This is a genomic window from Clostridium mediterraneense, from assembly GCF_900091705.1.
GTDB lineage: Bacteria > Bacillota > Clostridia > Clostridiales > Clostridiaceae > Sarcina > Sarcina mediterraneense.
On the sequence record NZ_LT594782.1, the window covers coordinates 1 to 20204 of the forward strand.

Here is a 20204-nt window from a genome sequence, read left to right on the forward strand (position 1 = left end):
TTATATCATAGGTTTTGTTTGTTTTTTGCATACTTATATTTTAAACAAAATCTATAAAAAGTCGTTTAAACGCAAAAAAAGGGATTGCCTCTAAAGATGGAATCTAATTCCACTTTGAGACAGTCCCATTTTTTATTGTTAAAAAAAATACATAGGTAATACCCTATATATGAATAACGAAATCATTATGTAATTATTATAAAAAATATCTATGCTATAATGTGTATGTTAATAATAAATGTATAAAGTTTGTATATTATGTTACAATAACAGCTATTTTACAATATATAAGCTTGGCTTACAAAAGAAGAAAGGATGGGGAAAATGTCAAAAACTTTAGAGCTATTCCTTATATTCCTAAAAATTGGTGCAACTACTCATGGTGGTGGTTATGCAATGGTAGGAATAATGCAAAAGGAATTAGTTGAAACAAGAGAAATGATGGATGAGGATAGCTTTATGGAAACTATATCAGTATGTCAGAGTTTACCAGGACCACTTGCTGTAACATCATCTTCATTTGTTGGATATAGATTAAACGGACTCGCTGGTGCACTAGCATGTTTTCTTGGTGCTACTATACCGTCTTTTATTATAATACTTTTAATTGCTACTATTTTTATAAACTTTAGTAAGGAAACAGTTGTAAAACATGCACTTTCAGGAATAGAAGCGGCAGTTCCTGTAATAGTACTTATAGCAGTTAAAAACTTCTGGAAGAAATTAAATAAGACAGTACATAATATAATTTATGCTTTGATTGCTTTTATAGCATTGGAATTTTTCAAGGTTAATCCAGCTATCGTTATTATATTCTCAGCAATTTATGGAATTATATTTTATAGATTTATCATGAAGGAGAGAAAAGAATAATGGTATTATTAAATATATATTTAGGATTTCTTAAAATAGGTGCTCTTGCTTTTGGTGGAGGATATGCTATGCTTCCATTTATAAGAACTGTTTTAGTAAATGATCATCATTGGGTAACAGCCTCACAGCTTAATTCATATGTTGGGCTTGTACAAATAGCACCTGGACCATTTACAGTTAATTTATCAACTTATGTGGGATTTAAAGTAGCAGGATTTTTAGGAGCACTTGTTGCTATACTTGGTCTTTCAACAGCTCCATTTATATTAGTAACAATATTTTATTTAATATTTAAAAAGCTGAAAGATTCAAAAACATGGGGAGATGCCATAAAAGGAATGAAACCAGCTTTAATAGCTCTTATAGTTAGTGCATTTGTAGGAGTTACTAAAGGATTATGGACTGAATGGAGAGCACTTGTTATAATTCTTATTTCAGGAGTATTACTTTTATATAAGAAAATGCAACCTGTTACTGTAATAGTAATAGCTGCTATATTAGGAATTATACTTTATATGTAATAAAAAATAGAGCGAAAAATTGCTCTATTTTTTTATTTTATTTAATTATTTCTAATAAAAAAAATCACATATAAATCTTCAAAGACTATATGTGATTTCAAATAAGTTTTATTAATTTTTAGTTTTACCTACTTTCCTACTATAAAGGAAACTTATAAATGCAGCTATAATAATTATTAAGTAACCTATAAAGTTATTAAGTGTAGGTATAGCATCAAATATAATAACTGAAGCTATTGTTGCAAAAATTACTTGGCTATAACTAAATATTGATATATCTTTAGCAGGAGCAAATCTATAAGCTATTGTTGATCCAAATTGACCAAGAACAGTACATACACCTGCTAGTAGAAGGTATATAATTTGTATAGGGCTCATATATGTATAATCAAATATTAAGAATGGAAGACTTATTACAATTGAAACTACTGAATTCCAAAATACTATAGTTTCTGCACTTTCCTTATCTTTTAAGAATCTAACACAAGTAAATACTATACCTGCAGATACAGCAGAGAATAGTTCAACCATACTTGGAATTAATGCTATATGAGATCCAGGACCAACTATAACTATTATTCCTAAAAATGCTACTATCAAAGCACCAATTTGGAATTTCTTTATTTTTTCTTTTAAGAATAAGAAACTAAATATTATTATAAAGAAAGGTCCGAGTTGCTTTATAATTGTAGCATTAGGTAACATTAAGTGTTCTATTCCATAAAAGTTTGCTAAGGCGCCAAGAGTACCCATACCCCCTCTTAAAAGTAAAGCTCCTCTACTTCCTTTATGACCTGTAAAAGATTGTTTTCTTTTTATTATAAGATATAAAGCTACAAAGAAAGTTATAAGATTTCTAAAAAATATTTTTTGAATTACAGGAATATCATTTCCTGCAAGCTTTATAAAAAGAGCCATTCCTGTATAACCTAAAGAACTTATAAGCATAAGGATAATAGCTTTGGTTAATTTATTCATTTTTTATTCCTCTCCATTTAGATTTTATCTTTTGTTTTAGATTTATTATATTAATAATATAATTTAAAAATTTTTTAGAAAAATATTATACCATATTTTTTAAATAAAATTTCTAAAATTAGCTTTAGTTATAAAAGTATAGATTATTTTATTTTAAATTTTATTAGATATTTACATATTTTCAGAGTAAGATATAAATACTATATGTATAGTAAAATGAAAGTATATGCTGGAAATAAGCTGAAATTGGTATTAATTTTGAGCTTATAAGAGAAATTATACAAATAGTTAGATATATGTTACAATCTTAGAATGTAAATGAAATAAAAGTAAAGTATTTTAATTTACATTAAACAAAAGATGAATAGGGGGCTTTTTATGGAAAAAAAAGTTGGATTGTTAGGACTAATAGCAATAGTTGTTGGTTCGATGATTGGTGGAGGAGTTTTTCAACTTCCTGCCGAAATGGCTAGGGCTGGTAGACCTTTTGCATCTATCATAGCCTGGATTATCACTGGAATAGGTATGTTTTTCATAGGTAAGGTATTCCAAGCACTTGGGGATAGAAAACCAGAACTTTCTGGAGGAATATATACTTATGCAAAAGTAGGTTTTGGTAAATATATAGGATTTAATTCAGGATTCGGGTATTGGATAAGTCACTTACTAGGAAGTGTATCTTATGTAGTATTATTTATTTATGCATTACATAGTTTTGTACCACAAATAGGACCATTTAAAAGTTGGGTAAGTCTTATTATTTCTATAATTATGATTTGGGGAATATTATTTATAATTGCTAAGAGTATGTCTATAGCAAATAAATTAAATACTATTGCAACTGTAGCAAAATTACTTCCAGTTTTATTTGCTATAATTTTATTATTTGCATGTTTTAAGTTTAAGGTATTTACTAATGATTTTTATGGAATAGAACATATAGGTAATGGAGCTTCTTCAGCTGCAAGTATATTTGATCAAGTTAAAAAAGGGTTATTACAAACTGTTTGGACATTTACAGGAATTGAAGGAGCAGTTGTTATATCAGCAAGGGCAAGAAACGTTAAGGATGTTGGTAAAGCAACAATTATAGGATACATATTTACTTTAATTTGTTATGTTTTAATAGTAATGCTTAGTTTTGGAGCACTTCCACAATATACACTTATAAATTTACAAAATCCAGCACTTGGTGGAGTTCTACAAAATACTTATGGTACATGGGCAGCAGTAATTATAAATATAGGAGTTATTATATCAGTAGTTGGAGCGTGGGTAGCTTGGACAATAATAAATGCAGAAGTTCCTATGACTATAGCTAAAGATAAGGTGTTTCCTAAATTCTTTGCAAAAGAATTAAAAAGTGGGGCTGCAATTAACTCTTTATTAGTAAATGCAGCTATAATGCAAGTTATATTTATATTTGCAATGTTTGCTCAAAATGCTTTTACAGAAATAACAAATTTAGCAACATTAATGGCCTTACTTCCTTATATTTTATCATCTTTATATCTTATTAAACTTGCAAGAGAAGATGGTAATAAAGGACAAATAGCATATTCAATAGTTGCAGTTATATTTGCATTATATGCAATGTCAACAGCTGGAATATCAGGGCTTTCAAAGATAGTAATTTTCTATGCTTTAGGAATTATATTTATTTTAATAAGAGCAAGAGAACAAAAAGAAAAATTATTTGATAAAAAATGGGAAATGTATTTATGTATACTTATTACCATAGCAGGAATAGCATCAGCTATATATACTTTTATATAAATTAAGATAGGACTATCTTAAAGTAGAATAAGATTTTGCTTTGAGATAGTCCTTTTATATTTAAAACTAAAAGGATATATTAAAGGAAAAAGATTCATACTTTTATATTTAAATAAAGGATTTTAAAGAGAAAAAAGTAATTTATATATAGTGGTAAATAATGTATATATATATCTTTTATTTGAGTATAATTAAATAAAAGATTAGTTAGCAGATGTTATTAGATTGAGAGGAGATTTATTATGGATAAAGAAACAAGTGTAAATGCTAATAAAGTAGGGTGGGGATTATTATGTTTAGCGATAGGTGGAATATTAGGTATACTTGCATGGAATATAAACTTATTTAAATAAGCACAATTTTAATAAATAATAAATTAAAAGGACCTAGTAATAGGTCCTTTTAAAAATCTTATATTTTTAATATAGTATTATCTTTAAAATCATTATTTCTCAAATAAATACAATAATTAAAGTTATATATAATAATTAAAAAATAATATAAATAATATATATTTATTTTTATAAGGGGTAAGCGATGAAAGAGGGGAAAGATGTTTTTAAAGTTCTGTCTATAACTTTAGTTTTATTTTCTGCTATAGCTTTATTAGCTCACAATATTGTTAAACAAGAGAAGGAAGCAGTACAAGCAAGTATACAAAAAGAAAAAATAAAACAAGAGAAAGAAATGAGAGAGAAGAAAAAAGCTATTAAGAATGAATATAAAAGTATAGAAAAAGCAGTTTTAAGTGCTGTAGGTAAATACAAAGATAAAATTGGGATTGTTTATTATAATTTAGAAACAGGTACTAAATATTCATTAAATGAGGATAAAAACTTTATTAGTGCAAGTGTAAAAAAGCTTCCTATGGTTATGAGTGCAGCAGATGATATACAAGATAATAAATTATCAAAAGATAAATTATTAAGTTATAATAGAGCAACAGATTATGAAGAAGGAACAGGTATATTACAAGGAAGGACTAATTTAAAGGTAATTAAGACTGAAGAGGCTATGAAGTTATCTATTATATATTCTGATAATATTGCCTACAATATATTAAAAGATTATACAAGCATATATGTATACGATTATATAGAAAAAAATACAGGGATAAAAACTAATATTAGAGGAAATATGACAGCAGAGCAAAGTTATCTTATTTTAAGAAAGCTTTATGAAAATAAAAATAATAATCCTTATTATAATAAGATAATAGGGTGGATGAAGCAAACACCTTTTGAGGAAAGAATGGCAAGAGAAATTCCAAATGAAGAGGTTGCACATAAAATAGGCACAAATATGAATTGTGTTCATGATGTAGGAATTATCTATGCTAAAGACCCATATATTCTAGTTGTGATGACTGAAGATACAGGTATTTATGAAGCAAAAAATAGACCTACATATGAAAATGGAACATATGCAGATGCTATTATTTCTAATATATCAAAAAATATTTATAAGGTTGTAGAAAGTATAAATTAATTATGATTTATCATCTTTTTTTGAAGTGGAAGTTGTATTAATTTTTTCTTGATCAGAAATATCTTTGTAGCTATTAGATAATTCTTCTTCTATATTTATAATGGCATCTTCCATTTCTTTTTTTGTATTTTCTTGTTGTTTTAATATAGCTTCTTTATATCTCTCATCTATTTTTTTTATTTCTGTATTTATTTTTTTACATATTATAAAACTTATAAATGAGAATATTATTATAGAGATAAATGAGATTTTTACTCCTCCTACTAATAAGTCACTTAATAGTAGCATTATTATATTACTACATATAGATAAAATCATATCTAGAATTAATATCTCGCTATTATTAAGATTTTTAAATTTTTTAATATTTTCTATAAATCTACTTATTATAATGTCACTAGAAGATAAAATAGAATATATAACTAGAAATAAAAATATATCTTTAAATGATTCATAACTAAAACCTAAAAAGCCTAGTATACTGATACTAAAAATAGAGTTTATAATTACTGCTATTCCAAAAAAGATTAGTCCTAGCATAATTAATAAAATAATATCTTTTATTTTACCCATAAAATCCCCCAAAAAAATAAATATGTATTAATTAAAGTATAAATAAATATATAAGTTAATAAAAGTTAAAAAAGTATTAATATTACTTTGAAAAGTAAATTTAATATATTATATAAATATATTTTTCTTATTATTATAGATAAATGATAAATATTAAAGTTACTAAAAAATAAAAAAAGTAGTTAAATATTCTAAACAAGAATATCTAGCTACTTTTTTATTTTATATTTTTATAAGTTGAAGTTTAAGCAAATTATATAATTTCAAAATAGTCCATTTTTAAGTTTTCAGATTTATTTATTATGTCAAATATATAATCTATATCTGAATCATCACGAACTTTAACTTTAAAGTTAACTACATGGAAACCATCTTCACTAGAGTTATTAGTTACTTTATATGAAATTATTGTTGCGTGTTTTTGTTCAAGATATTTCTTTATTGTAAAATGGTCTTCTCCCTTAACGGTAACTTGAAATTCTATATGATTATTATAAAACTTCTTTGAAAGCTTATTTAATACTTCAAATGCTATTATAACTAGTATAGTTGATATTATAGCTATAGTATAAAGACCTGAACCTACTGCAAGTCCAATTGCTGCATCAACCCAAAGTCCAGCGGCTGTTGAAAGACCTTTTATTGATCCATTTTCTTTAAATATAACTCCTGCTCCAAGGAATCCTATTCCAGATACTACTTGGGCAGCTATTCTACTTGGGTCAACTTGTATGTAATTTTGTATTACTTCATAGAATCCATATTGTGAAACTATCATTATAAGTGCAGCACCCATTGCAACTAAAATATGAGTTCTAAGCCCAGCTTCTTTTGAACGAAGCTCTCGTTCATATCCTATTATACCACCAAGCACAGCAGCAAGTATTACTCTAAGTGTAAAATGGCCTATAAGACCTAAATGATTAATAAAAAATAGATTGTGAGTCATTACATATATTCTCCCATTTATTTATTCGTAGCTTGTACACTTTTATAATTACTCCCTGTGTATGTATAATAACATTTTTTAGATTATTATTAAAATTAATCAAATTATTACTTTAATATAAAAGGATTGTAAAAAAGTGATAAAATAATAAGTTTTAAATATTAATTTTATAATTTAGGGTAAATATTGGAATAGATTAATATATTCTAAATAAAAAAAGCTAGACATAATATTCTAGCTTTTTTTAAGATAAATTAATTTATCTTAATATTTAATTTATATAATTTTCTAGAATATCGCAGGCCTCATTTGTATTAATTCCTTTGGCTAAGCTTATTTCATCAACTAAGAATTTTTTTGCTGTACTTAGTATTTGTTTTTCACCTGAGTTTAAATTATGTTCTTTATTTATCATAGTTAAAGTGTACACAACAGATGCATAATCATCTAGAGTACCAGATTTAATTTTACTAGTATTTTGTGCAGTTCTTTCTTTAGTATTTATTTTAGATTGATTTTCTAATAGATTGTCAAATGAATTAATATTTTCTAGAGTACTTTTTAATGTATTTAGATCTGATATATGTCTTATATGAGTTGTTTCTAGACGTTTTGCAGGTAACATTACTTTTAAATTATTAAGTAATGTTATATGATAATAAATTTGTGATTTACCAAAAAATTCTTGTTCATCCATTGTGTCTATTACCCCAACCCCTTGAGTTGGATAGACAATTTTATCACCTATATTAAACAAGTAAAACACCTCCATGTTTATTTAATATTAGTATAACACATTAAAAGAAAAAAGTCAAAAATTTTTATTTTATCATATATGGTTATTAGTGTCAATTAAAAAGTTATTACTTTTTGAAAAAATATTTTAAAGAATATATTAATTTACATAAGATATTTTTTAAAATATTTAGTGGAAAGACATATAATAATTAATTATTTTATATGATAGATTATAAGGAGTATGTTTTGGGGGTGTAAGGGGTATGTCTATGATGAATAATTATAAATTAGAGTTTCATTTAAGAGATTTAGTAAAAGTTGATAACTATGTATATAGAGTAATATCAATAGTTGTATTTAAATCTAGTAATAAAAATAAAATTTTTATTAGATATAAACTTGAAGATATAGAGGATTATACAATAAGATATCTTGATATAAATACATCTGATAATGAATATATATTTTACTTAGAGTGCCCATTTGTAGCTAGTGTGCTACAAGAGATTGAGCAGAAGGAATATATAGATTATAAATTAAAGCAAGCAATTATATTAGATGTTAGAGGAGCATCAAAATATGATGTAGCAGATATATTAAATTATAAGATTTATATAGATAAAGATAAAAAGAATTATAAATATATAGAATTTAAAAAGCGTCAAAAGTTTTATTTAAATGGTAATAAGATATCTAGAGATAAGATTAGTATAGAAAAATTTGATAGGATAAAGAGAGAATCTGATATTAGTAAAGATATAATTAAAGATAAAAAGATTCAAAGTAAAAATAAATTTATAAAATTAGCTCTTGGTATTACTTCTATATTTATATTTTTAGTTATCCTTGTGGTAAGTATAGGAGAAAGTGAACTACCTTTATTAATAGATACTATTAGATATGATGAGCAATTTATTTATTTAACTTCACTTTCATCAAAAATTGATAAGGAAGAAGAAGCTAATGTATATAAAACTAATTTAGATATAGAGGATACTGTAAAAAAGATACTAAAGGAATATGATGGACAAGTATTAAACGTTATAGAAGATACTAAAGAGGGAAGTGTTGCTATAATAACTTCAAATGAATATTGCCTTGTTTATATGGGAGATAGTTATAAAACATTTATACAAATAAGCTCTAGAAAATATATATATTTAGATGGAAATATACCATATAATTCAGCATTTAAAGAAATAATATCTTTTTATAGATATATATATTTTATTTATTGTTATGATAAAGATAAAATAGATTTTGGTTCTAAAAGCTATTTTGATGATTATAAAGAAGAAAATATAGATATAGATACAAATAGATTTTTAAGATTTTTGGAAGAATAAATTAAACTAATAATTAACTTAAAAGTGTATAATATATTTATAACTTTATCATATGAAAGGATGAAAATTTATGTTAGATATTAAATATAAAGAATTGACACAAGAAGAGGCAAAAAGAAATCTAGATGAGAATATGGATATATTACTTGTCGATGTAAGAGAAGTAGAAGAATTTAATGCAGGTCATATAGAAGGAGCAGAACTTATTCCACTTGGTGAAGTTGAGGAAGCTTTTGCTAATATGGATATAGATAAAGATACTGAAATATATTTATATTGTAGAAGTGGAAGAAGAAGTGAAGTTGCAACACTTGCATTAGCAGATATGGGCTTTACTAATGCTTATAATATAGGTGGAGTTTTAGATTGGAAATATGGATTAGTAAAATAATAAATATTTTATAATACATATTAAAAAAGGACCAGCTTTAGAGATAATCTAAAGGCTAGTCTTTTTTTGTTTTATAAGATTCTTCTTGCAGCTGAAATATTACTTAAATTCCATGAAGAGATATCTACATTTTGACCTGGTCTTGGAGCTTGGATATATTGTCCTCCCCCTATGTATATAGCAACATGATATGGAGCTGAAGGATCACCCCAGAATATTAAATCTCCAGGTTCTAAATCATTAGTTGATACAGGTGTACCAGCATCGATTTGACTATATGTTGAATCACCTATTTCGTAACCAAAATGAGCATAAACATAATGAGTTAATCCACTACAATCAAATGCATTTGGTCCAAGTGCTCCCCAGACATATGGTCTTCCAAGGAAATTCATAGCATATGAAACTATTTGTTGTTGCATTGATGAAGCATTATTATGATTTGCTTGTACCTTATTTTGAGTTTGTGAATTATTTTTTTGTATTTGTTGAATTTTATTTTGGCTATTATTTATAGCTGAGTTAATTTTATTTTGAAGCTCAGCTGAAGATACATTAGTTTTTAAATTTTGAAGTGTATTAACTGCATCATTTACCTCTGATATTGTTTTTGCATTAGAAAGTATAGCAAGTGATTGTTCTGCTCTTTCTTCAATATTTTGAAGATTTTGTTTTGAATCAGATTGTTGTGACTCTAATGTAGCTAAAAGTTTTTCAGCTTCAACCTTTTGTGTATTAAGTGAATTTAATTGAGCTTCATTAGAAGATTTTAGTTCATTTAATTTTTTAGCTGTTTCTTCCATTGAATTTTTAGCTGCCTGTGTTCTATTTACAGTTTGTGCATCAATTTGCATAAGCTTATTCATTGCAAACATTCTTGAAATAAATTGAGAAAGATTCTCTGAAGTTATAAGCATTGATATAAGATTAGCATTACTACTATTTTGATAAATAGATTTTATTCTGCTGGCTTCTTGTGCTAAAGCTTCATTATATTCTTTTGTAAATATATCTAATTGTTTTTGAGTTTGTCCAATTTCTATATTATTTTGATTTATTGCTCTTGTTAAATTTGAAATACTATTACTTATTTTTTCTAAGTTTATTTGAGCATTTTGGACATCTTCAGTTGCTTTATTATAAGCAGTTTTAGCACTTTGGATACTTTGAGTTGTGTCATTAGTAGTTTTTGATGGTGCTGCTAATGCAATTGTGCTTGCACCTCCTAGCATACTTAAAGTAAGTAAGCAGGTTATAGCTGTTTTTTTCATTGATATTTTCTATAGATAAAACTTTATTATCTATATTTCCTCCTTATGTTTATGAATTTGAAACTTTATTAATAAAGCTTGTACATTTTTTTAATAGTTATTTTAAACATAGTTACCATTATACATAATGGTAACTAAAAAGTCTATTTTTAGTAATTAGATATTCCATATATATAATTTTATGTAAGTCAATTTTAATTATATGGATTTAATGATATTTTAAATTCATATTAAAGAAATAAATGTATTTTACTATTCGATAAAGATATATCTAAATATACTAAACAAAAATAAAGTAATTATAGTAAAAACTAATATATTAATAAGAATATATTAAAAAATGCTTTAATCATGAAAATATTAGTTTACATAGCAATAAGTGCTAAAGTGGATATCTTTTTATGTTATAATATATTTATAAAAACAAAGGAAGAAGATATTTTTATGGAATGTGGAGGGGAAATATGTCAGGAATATTAAATTTACAAAAAAATGATATTTTAGATTTAACAAAGAAAGATCCATCTTTAAATAATATAATGCTTGCAGCAGGATGGGATGTTGCAAAGAAAGGTTTCTTTAGTTTTGCAGCTCATGATTATGATTTAGATTTAGTTGCGTTACTTTTAGATGAAAATGATAAGTTACTTGGTAGAAGTGCTATAATATATTTTAAAAATCAAAGAGAAAAAGGTATCTTTTTACATGGAGATAATAGAACAGGGGCTGGAGATGGTGATGATGAAATGATTTCAGTAACATTATCAGAAATAGAACCTAGATGTAAGAAGATTGTTTTTGCAATTACAATTTATGATGCTGTTAAGAGAAATCAAAGTTTTGAAAAAGTTAAAAATGCTTATATAAGACTTTTAAATGAAGATAAAGGTCATCAGGAAATATGTAGATTTAATTTATCAGAGAGCGGAGAAAATAAGACTGCTTTAATATTTGCAGAGTTAAATAGAGTAGAAAATGATTGGAGCTTTAAAGCTGTAGGTGAGCTTATGAATGGTTCTATATCAACACTTGCTCAAAGATATGTATAGTAAAAGATAAATTAACTAATCTTATTAAATATTAGTTTTATATTTATAAAGAAAAAAGAACTTACTTAAATTATTTTAAGTAGTTCTTTTTATTTTTAATTAATCTATTTTATTACCATTTTTATCAAGTTCAAAGCTCTCTATTATGTCTCCATCCTTATATGATTTAGTGAATATATAATTATTATTTATATCTATAGTAGTTGAATAGATAATTCTTTTACCATTTTCTAAGCCTTCTATTTCACCTTCCCAATTTGGAAATTTATCATTTATGGATTTATTTATAAGATCTACTGGTATATCTAGATATTCTTTTTTTACATGCTCAATATTTATATTAGCATTTCTATTTATAGTTTCTAAGTATTCTTTAGCTTGATTTAATTGCTGTGTTTCTATATCTTTGTATATACCTTTAGAATTATTAAGTTTATCTATATATTTTTTAGGAAAAATTTTATTATAATTTTTATCATCAAGTAGTTCTATATATTCTAGCTCTTTATATCTATTATTATTAGAGTTTAATTCATATTTTATAACGGTAGGAACTAAACTAGCTCCTGAAATTAGGTTAAATTCATTATCTTGAAATTCAAAATTAGAAACACTAGAAATAAGATAAACAGTTAAGATTTCATCCTTTATTTCTTTTCCAAGAGTTATATGACCTTCTGTAGTAAGCTCAGTTTTAGAATATCTTTCACCAGTCGCTTTTATGGATTTACTAATTTGTTTTTCTAAATCTTCCTCTTTTATTATGAATTTTGTGTCTGTTGAAGTAGTCTTTTCTTTAATATTTTCTTTTGAAAATAAATTTAAAAATATAATTATAAATAATAAGGGAAGAAAGATAATAAAAATCTTTTTCATAATGGATTCCTCCAAATTTAATAATCAATTAAATTATACAATTTTTTAGTGAGTTTTGGACAATAATGTACAAATTGTAATGTAAAAGTAATAGTTAGAAAGATAGATTCTAAGATGTTATAATGATATATATTTTAATTTAACAAAGGAGAAAATAATTTGATGAAATATGGAAAAATTATTATTGCTACTATAGTAGTTTTATTAGGAATACTATTCTTTGGAAGAGATATTTTAAATAAATCTTCAATTAAAAAAGTGGATTTAAATAAAAATGAGGAGCTAACACAGCTTACAAATCCACCAAAAGGTTCTATAAAAGCTACTGTAGATAGAGATGTAGATGGAGATACAGTAATAGTTACAACAGAAAGTGGACAAAAAATGGATGTAAGGCTTTTACTTGTTGATACACCAGAAACTAAACATCCTAATATGGGAGTACAAAAGTATGGTAAAGAAGCATCAGAGTTTACTTCAAGGAATTTAAAAAAAGGACAAGTTGTTTATTTAGAACAAGATGTAGAAAAGAAAGATAAGTATAATAGAGATCTTGCTTATATCTGGTTTAAGGATAATGGAAAGTGGATAATGATAAATGAAGCTTTAGTGGCAAATGGTCTTGCAAGAGTTGCTTATGTATATGAAAGTAAGAAATATCTTTCAAAATTAGAGGAGCTTCAAAATAAAGCTAAAGAAGAGAAACTTAATATATGGAGTAAACCAGGGTATGTAACAAATAGAGGCTTTAATATGAATGTGTATAATTAAAAAAATAGTTACAATGGTTACAGTTGATTTTACATATTTGTTAGATAATAAAGAGTAAATAGTAATTAATAAGACTTGTTTAGCAAGTCTTATTTTTATAGAATTAAATTATCAATAAATATGAATTTTCAAATATAAATATGTAAATTAAACATAAGAAAAAATTAGGGAGATAAGATTATGAATAAGATGATTGGAAAAGTAGTAGTTGGAGCTATAGTTGTACTTTTAGGAGTGTATGTATTTTATCCAACAAAGAATGTACAAGCAAAACCAAAGAATTCAGCTCCTATTGTAAATAAATATGTAACACTTGAGTCTAAACCTCAAAAAGCACAATCAAATCAACCAGGAGTTACTATTACTGTAAGCCAAGAAGCTGCAAATTCAGGAGTTGTAAAAAACTTTAAACAAGCTTTAATTAATAAGTATAGTGGAGATGGAAGTGTTCAAATATATATTTCACAAGCTTCAGGAGTACTAGGAGGACCAGAGCAAGTAAATTATGATGTAACTATAAATGGTCATTTAACAACAGGACTTATTGCAAAGAGAAATGTTACATTACAAGGTTTTACAACAACTAAGACAATGTCAGCAGTACAATTTAGTTAATATAAAAAACTACCTTATTAAAGGTAGTTTTTTATTTATATAAATTTATTATTATTTTATTTAAAAAATTCATATGGATTTCACATTGTATTCATTGTAAATATATTTAAGGAGAGTATTATAAGACTTGTAAATAACAAAAAAATTATGAGAATTGTTGAGAGGTAATTTTATGAGAGGTAAATTGAGAAAAATGCTAAGTTTTGCAAAAACCAATTTACAGGGTTATATGGGAAAAGAAAAATCTGAATTACTTACTAAAGAGATAAAAGTAGTTAGAGAAATAGAGTTTAATAAAAATCATGTAGATAAAGAAAAGTTCTCAGATGAATTTGTATCAAACCTAAATAAGATGAAGGATATAACAGGTAATACTCTTGAAAATGCTGAGGATGCTCTTAGAAGCTTTAAGGATATCAATTTTGATTACCTAGTTTCAGAGAATAATGTCAGCAGATAAAATATTAACTTTATAGATAAGCGTCAATTGGTGGGTTCAAAGGATATTATGAGAATGCTATATTAAGTTTACTTAATATAGGAGAGGTAAAGTTTAAAAATTTTATCTAATAAGGAAAGTAATAAAGAAAAATTAAAGTAACACAAAATCATGTATTTTCTCCAAAGATATAAAGTATAAAAGGTAAATGGGTTAACATTATAACTAAATATTAAAATTCTAATTTAAAAATTCTAATTTAAAAATTCTAATACAAAGGAGGGGATATCTCGGGTTGAGATATCCTCTTCTTTGTTAAAAAAGATATTTTATAAGATTATATAAATTGAATTAAAAATATTAATTATATATAATTTTATAAAAGATATAGTTTAATTTAATAAGTAAATATTATAAGGAGATAGCAAATGAAGAAAATTTTAGTAGTAGAAGATGATTTACAAATACAAGAACTTATTAAAGAATTTTTAAAGGCACAAAATTATCTTGTAGATACAGCAGATGATGGGGTACTTGGATATGAAAAGGTAAAAAATAATGAATATGATCTTATAATAATGGATGTTATGATGCCTAATATGGATGGATATTCTTTATGTAAGATGATTAGGGCAATAAGTAAAACTCCTATTATATTTTTAACAGCCCTTAGTGAGGAACAGGATGAAATTAAAGGTTTTGAATTAGAATGTGATGATTTTATAACAAAGCCATTTTCATTTAACATACTTATAAAAAGAGTTAATGCAGTTTTAAGAAGAAGTGAAACTTTAAGTTCTGATAATGAAGATAGTAATGAACTTGTATTTGAAACTTTAAAGTTAGATAAGGATAGTTATAAAGTTTATGTAGATGAAGAGGAATGTGAGTTTACATTAAAAGAGTTTAATATATTAAAAAATCTTATAGAGTTTTATCCAAGGGTTATAACTAGAGAACAACTTATGGATAAAGTTTGGGGATATGAGTACTATGGAGAGATGAGAGTAATAGATGCACATATTAAGAATATAAGAAAGAAAATAAGCAAAAATTATATAAAGACAGTAAAAGGAGTAGGATATGTACTTGAAAAAGTTATGGAATAATTTAGGTATAAGTAATAAAGTATTCTTTACTTCATCTATTCTAGTTATTTTAAGTACAATTGTAATATATAGTGCGCTTTATAGTTTATTTCCAAGAGCATATTTATTCTATAAATCAACAGTTGCTGTAAATGGAGTAAATTTAATTTTAGATAAATATAAAAATGCCCCTAATCTAAATATGATGTTTGAAGATCTTAATAGGTTTTCCTATGTTGATAATATAGATATTATGGTAAAGAGTAATAATGGACTTGTATATATTAGTAGTAGATTTTTTGAAGATTTTTCTGATAGTAAATTTAGTCCAACTGAAGGAAAATTAATAGAAGAGAAATTTTCTTGTGATGGAGTAATAAAACAAATTAATTTCTATTCAAATGCCATAAATCAAAATTTAACTCTTGAAATTAGAATACCACTTCAACCAATAGAGCAGGTTTCAAGTGTTATGTTAATATTTATGCCAATAGTTATAGGAATTACAATATTTATATCTATAGCAAGTGCATATTTTTATTCTAAATCAGTAACTAAACCTTTACTAAAAATAAATAATATAGCAAAATCTATGTCAAAATTAGATTTTTCTAAAAAATTAGAGGTGCAAGGAAATGATGAACTTGCAGAACTTTCAGCTAGTCTTAATGAGATGGGAAATAACCTTGAGAGAAATATAAGGCAGCTTGAAGAAACTAATAAGCAGCTTTTAAGTGATATAGAAAAGGAAAGAATAGCTGAGAAAAAGAGAAGAGAGTTTATTGGAACTATCTCACATGAATTAAAATCACCTATAACAATAATAAGTGGGCAATTAGAAGGTATGATATATAATATAGGAGCTTTTAAAGATAGAGATAAATATCTTAGAAAAAGTTATGAAGTTATAGCTGAAATGAGAGACCTTGTGGGAGAAATTTTAGAGATTAATAAATATGAATCTGAAGGTTTTAGAGTAGAGATGGAAAGAATAAATGTTACTGATATGATAAAGGCAGCTATTGAGAAACAATCATTTTATGCAAAAGAAAATAATATAAAAATTATTTCAGATATAGATCAATGTATATATATTTATGCTGATATGAAGTTATTTAAAAAGGTTTTAGATAATATTATAAGTAATTCTGTGAAATATTCAAAAGATGATGATATTATAGTAAGTTTAAAAAATAAAGATAAAGTGATAATTGAAGTAAAAAATAAATCTGAAGAATTAACTAATGAGGAACTTAAAAATGTATTTACACCTTTTTATAGACTTGAGAAATCTAGAAATAGAAAAACAGGTGGAAGTGGTCTTGGACTGTTTATAGTTAAAAATATATTAGATAAACATAGTAATATGACTTATGGTATGGAATCAAATAATGGGGTAGTGACTTTTAGAGTAGAAATAGAAAAGTAGAAAATATCAAAATTAAAAAGAAAATAAGAATATTAAGTAAAACATACTTATATATTAATAAAGATATTATTAATAATTTTTATGAGGTTTTTATGGGAGATATAAATTTAGTTGCTGAGGAAAAGTGGATTTTATATGGAATAATAATTATATTTATAGCTGCCGCAATTATTCATTTTTTATATGATTTAACAGGAAATAATACTATAGTTGGATTTTTTTCTCCTGTTAATGAAAGTATATGGGAGCATCTTAAAATGGTTATTATACCGATAATATTTTGGTGGGGAATTTATTATTTATTTAAAAATGGAATTTATAATATTAATGGTGATAGGTGGTTTACAGGACTTTTAGTATCATTAGTAACAAGCCTAATAATAATTCCTTTGTTATATTATTTTTATACTGAAGCCTTTGGTATAAAGAATCTTTTTATAGATATATTAATAACTTTTTTATCTATTTTATTTGGACAGTTACTAGGCCTACATATTTATAAAAATTATAATGGAATAGATGCAAATATTGCTATAATAATAATTACATTAATAGTTATAGTCTTTATAATATTTACAGTATATACGCCTAGACTACCAATTTTTAAAGATGGTGTTACTAAAACTTATGGAATATTATCTAAGAAATAAGTAAATAGTAAATAAAAAAGAATCCTATAATTTTGTAGGATTCTTTTTAGTTTATAATAAGAATTTTTAAGAATATTCCTGTATATAAAAATCAAAATATTTATGATATATATTTTGATTATCATGTATACTAACCCTATCACGTTTCAAGTTAGTTTCTGCTTCTACAAATCTATTATGACTTTTAATTGCATTTAATATACTTGTAACATTGGCATTCATAAAATCTTGAGCAGCAGTAAAAGTTTCAAAACCAAGTATTTCTTCTTTATTAACTTCTTTAAGGTCTTTATTGACTTCTTCTTTATAGCTTGTTTTTATTATTTTATACATGAACTTACATCCTTATTAATGCTAAAAATATATTTTTTATATTATATGCAAGACATAAGTTTTAGTTGACCTAAAAAGTTAATATAAATATTATTCTTCTACGGGAGTAACTATAATATCAGCTGTTTCAATTATCTTATTACAATGGTCACAAAAGTATTTTTCAGTTACACTATGACCACATTCATTATGAGTTAATCTTTTATAGCATTTATCTAAATGTTTTTCTCCCCATAAAATTATACTATTAAATATATATTTAAAGTCTTCTCCACTCTCTGTTAATTTATATTTAAATCTAGGTGGATGTCTTTGATATAATTCACTTTTTATTATATTATCTTGCTCTAAACTTTTTAATCTACTTGCAAGTACATTTGTAGAGATTCCTACAAGATTTTTTTCAATATCTTTAAAAGTACAATTACCTATTGTTATTTCATGTACTATAAGCAAAGACCATTTATCTCCAATTATATTTAGAGTTTGTGCGATATTACAGGGTAAATTGTATTGATTTTTCATAAAATATCTCCTTTGATTCATTACTTAGCTAAAATTTACAAAAAAATATAGAGTCTTATAAGTAGATAATATAAGACTCTATATTATATAAAATTATTTTAAGTTTATTTTCTTATAAAATTTATTTAATTAAAGAAAATAAATCATTTAAAGCTTCACTCATTGTTGGGTGAGTAAATATATTATCTCTTAAGAAAGTATAATCTTGATTAGCTTTCATTGCAAGACTTACTATATTTATTACTTCTGCTGAGTCAGCACATAATAATGTAGCTCCAAGTATTTTATTAGTATTTTTATCAACTATAGCTTTTAGTAAACCATTAGTTTCTTTTATTACTCTAGCTCTTGGTATAGTAGCTACAGGTAATTTAGCAACCTTAATTTCATATCCAGCTTTTAGAGCTTCTTTTTCACTTAGTCCTACTCGTGATAAGTTTGGATCTATAAATACTGAGTAAGGTACAACCTTTCTATCTAGAGTAGATCTTTTTCCTTCACCAAATAAAGTGTCATTAATTATACGAAAATCATCAAGTGAGATATAAGTAAATTGTGGTCCACCATTAACATCACCAATGGCCCAGATATTTTTAACATTAGTTCTTAATTTATCATCAACTTTGATAGCTCCTCTTTCTGTAAGTTCAATTCCAGCAGCTTCAAGATTTAAATCTTCTGTATTAGGAACTCTTCCTGTTGCTAATAAAATAGCATCCCCTTCTATATCTATAACTTTTCCATCCTTATTATTTATATAACTAACTATAACACCATTAGAAGTATCTTTTATTTCTTTAACTGAAACATCAAATCTAAATTCAATACCCTTATTTTCAAATATTTTTTTAACTTCATTTGCAACATCTTCATCTTCTTTAATTAAAAAGTCCTTATATTTATCAAGTACAACAACATTAGAACCGAAGTTTGAGAACATAGAAGAAAATTCAAGGCCTATATATCCAGCTCCAATAACTATTAATTTTTTAGGAAGTATATCATTTTGCATTAAAGTTGTACTATTATAGACTCTTTTACTTTTATTTACACCAGGTATATTTGGCATTAATGTTCTTGCTCCTGTATTTATAAATATTTTATCGGCTGTAATTGTAGTGTTTTTTGAGTCTTCAAATTTTATATTAATTTCCTTTTCTGATAAGAATGAAGCAGTTCCATTATAAATAGTTATTGTTTCTTTAGTATTTAAATTATCAAAGTTCTTACCTCTAAGAAATTCTGTTAAATTATTTTTAGTTTCAATAGCTTTTTTAAATTCTTTTGCCTTATCTTCAAAATTGTTAAATTCTTTATATTTAGATATTTTTGCTGAATTTACTAAAGATTTAGTTGGAATACAACCTATATTTATGCAAGTTCCTCCATACATTTTATTAGATTTTTCTATTACAGCAACCTCAAGACCTCTATTTGCTAAATTAGCTGCTAAAGTTTTTCCACCTTTTCCGAATCCTATTATAATTGCATCATATTTTTTCATAAGTTATTTCCCCTTTTTTAT

At 25.1% G+C, this 20204-nt stretch carries 22 protein-coding genes; 13 read left to right on the forward strand and 9 right to left on the reverse strand.

Annotation, left to right across the window (positions count from 1 at the left end; translation table 11 throughout):
• Positions 1 to 324 precede the first annotated feature (324 nt).
• Together BN8917_RS00010 and BN8917_RS00015 are read left to right on the forward strand one after the other, a co-directional pair.
• Positions 325 to 873, forward strand: coding sequence for a chromate transporter (locus tag BN8917_RS00010; RefSeq protein WP_066868770.1), 549 nt, complete (start codon positions 325 to 327; stop codon positions 871 to 873).
• Positions 873 to 1394, forward strand: coding sequence for a chromate transporter (locus BN8917_RS00015; RefSeq protein ID WP_066868773.1), 522 nt, complete (start codon positions 873 to 875; stop codon positions 1392 to 1394). Before BN8917_RS00010 ends, BN8917_RS00015 begins: the two co-directional genes overlap by 1 nt.
• A gap of 111 nt (positions 1395 to 1505) precedes the next feature.
• Here the strand turns inward: BN8917_RS00015 and BN8917_RS00020 are convergent, their stop codons facing one another.
• A complete protein-coding gene (locus BN8917_RS00020; protein ID WP_066868777.1) occupies positions 1506 to 2372 on the reverse strand; it encodes a DMT family transporter in 867 nt (288 codons plus the stop codon).
• A gap of 378 nt (positions 2373 to 2750) precedes the next feature.
• Here BN8917_RS00020 and BN8917_RS00025 point away from each other — a divergent pair, with 378 nt between their 5' ends.
• Positions 2751 to 4148 carry a basic amino acid/polyamine antiporter gene (locus BN8917_RS00025; protein ID WP_066868780.1) on the forward strand — a complete coding sequence of 466 codons (1398 nt, stop codon included), beginning with the start codon at positions 2751 to 2753 and terminating at the stop codon, positions 4146 to 4148.
• A gap of 537 nt (positions 4149 to 4685) precedes the next feature.
• A complete protein-coding gene (locus BN8917_RS00030; RefSeq protein ID WP_084748382.1) occupies positions 4686 to 5636 on the forward strand; it encodes a serine hydrolase in 951 nt (316 codons plus the stop codon).
• On the opposite strand, the gene BN8917_RS00035 is transcribed toward BN8917_RS00030, so the two are convergent.
• From BN8917_RS00035 to BN8917_RS00045, 3 genes are all read right to left on the reverse strand, one after another.
• The gene (locus BN8917_RS00035; RefSeq protein WP_066868783.1) at positions 5637 to 6209 is read right to left on the reverse strand and encodes a YrvL family regulatory protein; all 573 of its coding nucleotides are present in this window, start codon (positions 6207 to 6209) and stop codon (positions 5637 to 5639) included.
• 253 nt (positions 6210 to 6462) lie between these two features.
• Positions 6463 to 7158 (reverse strand): MgtC/SapB family protein, encoded by a 696-nt coding sequence (locus tag BN8917_RS00040; protein WP_066868785.1) that lies wholly within the window; start codon positions 7156 to 7158, stop codon positions 6463 to 6465.
• A gap of 271 nt (positions 7159 to 7429) precedes the next feature.
• Positions 7430 to 7915 carry a CarD family transcriptional regulator gene (locus tag BN8917_RS00045; RefSeq protein WP_066868788.1) on the reverse strand — a complete coding sequence of 162 codons (486 nt, stop codon included), beginning with the start codon at positions 7913 to 7915 and terminating at the stop codon, positions 7430 to 7432.
• A gap of 250 nt (positions 7916 to 8165) precedes the next feature.
• Here BN8917_RS00045 and BN8917_RS00050 point away from each other — a divergent pair, with 250 nt between their 5' ends.
• A complete protein-coding gene (locus BN8917_RS00050) occupies positions 8166 to 9242 on the forward strand; it encodes a hypothetical protein (RefSeq protein WP_066868791.1) in 1077 nt (358 codons plus the stop codon).
• A 70-nt stretch (positions 9243 to 9312) separates the two neighbouring features.
• A complete protein-coding gene (locus BN8917_RS00055) occupies positions 9313 to 9633 on the forward strand; it encodes a rhodanese-like domain-containing protein (protein WP_066868794.1) in 321 nt (106 codons plus the stop codon).
• Between the two features lie 71 nt (positions 9634 to 9704).
• Here BN8917_RS00055 and BN8917_RS00060 read toward each other — a convergent pair whose 3' ends face one another.
• The gene (locus BN8917_RS00060; RefSeq protein WP_066868798.1) at positions 9705 to 10904 is read right to left on the reverse strand and encodes a C40 family peptidase; all 1200 of its coding nucleotides are present in this window, start codon (positions 10902 to 10904) and stop codon (positions 9705 to 9707) included.
• A 464-nt stretch (positions 10905 to 11368) separates the two neighbouring features.
• On the opposite strand from BN8917_RS00060, the gene BN8917_RS00065 reads away from it, so the two are divergent.
• Positions 11369 to 11953: a TerD family protein gene (locus tag BN8917_RS00065; RefSeq protein WP_084748385.1), complete on the forward strand. Its 585-nt coding sequence runs from the start codon at positions 11369 to 11371 to the stop codon at positions 11951 to 11953.
• Between the two features lie 99 nt (positions 11954 to 12052).
• Here BN8917_RS00065 and BN8917_RS00070 read toward each other — a convergent pair whose 3' ends face one another.
• Positions 12053 to 12829: a hypothetical protein gene (locus BN8917_RS00070; RefSeq protein WP_066868805.1), complete on the reverse strand. Its 777-nt coding sequence runs from the start codon at positions 12827 to 12829 to the stop codon at positions 12053 to 12055.
• A 162-nt stretch (positions 12830 to 12991) separates the two neighbouring features.
• Here BN8917_RS00070 and BN8917_RS00075 point away from each other — a divergent pair, with 162 nt between their 5' ends.
• The 6 genes from BN8917_RS00075 to BN8917_RS00100 all read left to right on the forward strand — a co-directional run bounded on the left by BN8917_RS00075 (position 12992) and on the right by BN8917_RS00100 (position 17821).
• Entirely contained in the window at positions 12992 to 13600 is a 609-nt protein-coding gene (locus BN8917_RS00075) for a thermonuclease family protein (RefSeq protein WP_066868808.1), read from the forward strand.
• 180 nt (positions 13601 to 13780) lie between these two features.
• Entirely contained in the window at positions 13781 to 14215 is a 435-nt protein-coding gene (locus BN8917_RS00080) for a hypothetical protein (protein WP_066868811.1), read from the forward strand.
• Positions 14216 to 14387: 172 nt separating this feature from the next.
• Positions 14388 to 14675: a hypothetical protein gene (locus BN8917_RS00085; protein WP_066868814.1), complete on the forward strand. Its 288-nt coding sequence runs from the start codon at positions 14388 to 14390 to the stop codon at positions 14673 to 14675.
• 407 nt (positions 14676 to 15082) lie between these two features.
• Positions 15083 to 15763 (forward strand): response regulator transcription factor, encoded by a 681-nt coding sequence (locus BN8917_RS00090; protein ID WP_066868817.1) that lies wholly within the window; start codon positions 15083 to 15085, stop codon positions 15761 to 15763.
• Positions 15738 to 17171 carry a sensor histidine kinase gene (locus BN8917_RS00095; protein ID WP_066868820.1) on the forward strand — a complete coding sequence of 478 codons (1434 nt, stop codon included), beginning with the start codon at positions 15738 to 15740 and terminating at the stop codon, positions 17169 to 17171. Before BN8917_RS00090 ends, BN8917_RS00095 begins: the two co-directional genes overlap by 26 nt.
• Positions 17172 to 17263: 92 nt before the next feature.
• Positions 17264 to 17821, forward strand: coding sequence for a DUF6512 family protein (locus tag BN8917_RS00100; protein WP_066868823.1), 558 nt, complete (start codon positions 17264 to 17266; stop codon positions 17819 to 17821).
• A 66-nt stretch (positions 17822 to 17887) separates the two neighbouring features.
• On the opposite strand, the gene BN8917_RS00105 is transcribed toward BN8917_RS00100, so the two are convergent.
• The 3 genes from BN8917_RS00105 to BN8917_RS00115 form a co-directional block, all read right to left on the reverse strand.
• A complete protein-coding gene (locus tag BN8917_RS00105; protein ID WP_066868826.1) occupies positions 17888 to 18154 on the reverse strand; it encodes a hypothetical protein in 267 nt (88 codons plus the stop codon).
• A 90-nt stretch (positions 18155 to 18244) separates the two neighbouring features.
• A complete protein-coding gene (locus BN8917_RS00110) occupies positions 18245 to 18679 on the reverse strand; it encodes a winged helix-turn-helix transcriptional regulator (protein WP_066868829.1) in 435 nt (144 codons plus the stop codon).
• 121 nt (positions 18680 to 18800) lie between these two features.
• A complete protein-coding gene (locus BN8917_RS00115) occupies positions 18801 to 20183 on the reverse strand; it encodes an FAD-dependent oxidoreductase (RefSeq protein ID WP_066868832.1) in 1383 nt (460 codons plus the stop codon).
• Positions 20184 to 20204: the final 21 nt, after the last annotated feature.

Excerpts from the sequence above, each read along its gene's own strand:
- BN8917_RS00115 (WP_066868832.1), bottom strand. The coding sequence starts at position 20,183 with ATGAAAAAATATGATGCAATTATAATAGGATTCGGAAAAGGTGGAAAA.
- BN8917_RS00090 (WP_066868817.1), top strand. The coding sequence starts at position 15,083 with ATGAAGAAAATTTTAGTAGTAGAAGATGATTTACAAATACAAGAACTT.
- BN8917_RS00100 (WP_066868823.1), top strand. The coding sequence starts at position 17,264 with ATGGGAGATATAAATTTAGTTGCTGAGGAAAAGTGGATTTTATATGGA.
- BN8917_RS00070 (WP_066868805.1), bottom strand. The coding sequence starts at position 12,829 with ATGAAAAAGATTTTTATTATCTTTCTTCCCTTATTATTTATAATTATA.
- BN8917_RS00035 (WP_066868783.1), bottom strand. The coding sequence starts at position 6,209 with ATGGGTAAAATAAAAGATATTATTTTATTAATTATGCTAGGACTAATC.
- BN8917_RS00080 (WP_066868811.1), top strand. The coding sequence starts at position 13,781 with ATGAATAAGATGATTGGAAAAGTAGTAGTTGGAGCTATAGTTGTACTT.
- BN8917_RS00025 (WP_066868780.1), top strand. The coding sequence starts at position 2,751 with ATGGAAAAAAAAGTTGGATTGTTAGGACTAATAGCAATAGTTGTTGGT.
- BN8917_RS00095 (WP_066868820.1), top strand. The coding sequence starts at position 15,738 with ATGTACTTGAAAAAGTTATGGAATAATTTAGGTATAAGTAATAAAGTA.
- BN8917_RS00010 (WP_066868770.1), top strand. The coding sequence starts at position 325 with ATGTCAAAAACTTTAGAGCTATTCCTTATATTCCTAAAAATTGGTGCA.
- BN8917_RS00020 (WP_066868777.1), bottom strand. The coding sequence starts at position 2,372 with ATGAATAAATTAACCAAAGCTATTATCCTTATGCTTATAAGTTCTTTA.
- BN8917_RS00105 (WP_066868826.1), bottom strand. The coding sequence starts at position 18,154 with ATGTATAAAATAATAAAAACAAGCTATAAAGAAGAAGTCAATAAAGAC.
- BN8917_RS00055 (WP_066868794.1), top strand. The coding sequence starts at position 9,313 with ATGTTAGATATTAAATATAAAGAATTGACACAAGAAGAGGCAAAAAGA.
- BN8917_RS00065 (WP_084748385.1), top strand. The coding sequence starts at position 11,369 with ATGTCAGGAATATTAAATTTACAAAAAAATGATATTTTAGATTTAACA.
- BN8917_RS00075 (WP_066868808.1), top strand. The coding sequence starts at position 12,992 with ATGAAATATGGAAAAATTATTATTGCTACTATAGTAGTTTTATTAGGA.
- BN8917_RS00085 (WP_066868814.1), top strand. The coding sequence starts at position 14,388 with ATGAGAGGTAAATTGAGAAAAATGCTAAGTTTTGCAAAAACCAATTTA.
- BN8917_RS00030 (WP_084748382.1), top strand. The coding sequence starts at position 4,686 with ATGAAAGAGGGGAAAGATGTTTTTAAAGTTCTGTCTATAACTTTAGTT.
- BN8917_RS00015 (WP_066868773.1), top strand. The coding sequence starts at position 873 with ATGGTATTATTAAATATATATTTAGGATTTCTTAAAATAGGTGCTCTT.
- BN8917_RS00110 (WP_066868829.1), bottom strand. The coding sequence starts at position 18,679 with ATGAAAAATCAATACAATTTACCCTGTAATATCGCACAAACTCTAAAT.
- BN8917_RS00060 (WP_066868798.1), bottom strand. The coding sequence starts at position 10,904 with ATGAAAAAAACAGCTATAACCTGCTTACTTACTTTAAGTATGCTAGGA.
- BN8917_RS00040 (WP_066868785.1), bottom strand. The coding sequence starts at position 7,158 with ATGACTCACAATCTATTTTTTATTAATCATTTAGGTCTTATAGGCCAT.
- BN8917_RS00050 (WP_066868791.1), top strand. The coding sequence starts at position 8,166 with ATGATGAATAATTATAAATTAGAGTTTCATTTAAGAGATTTAGTAAAA.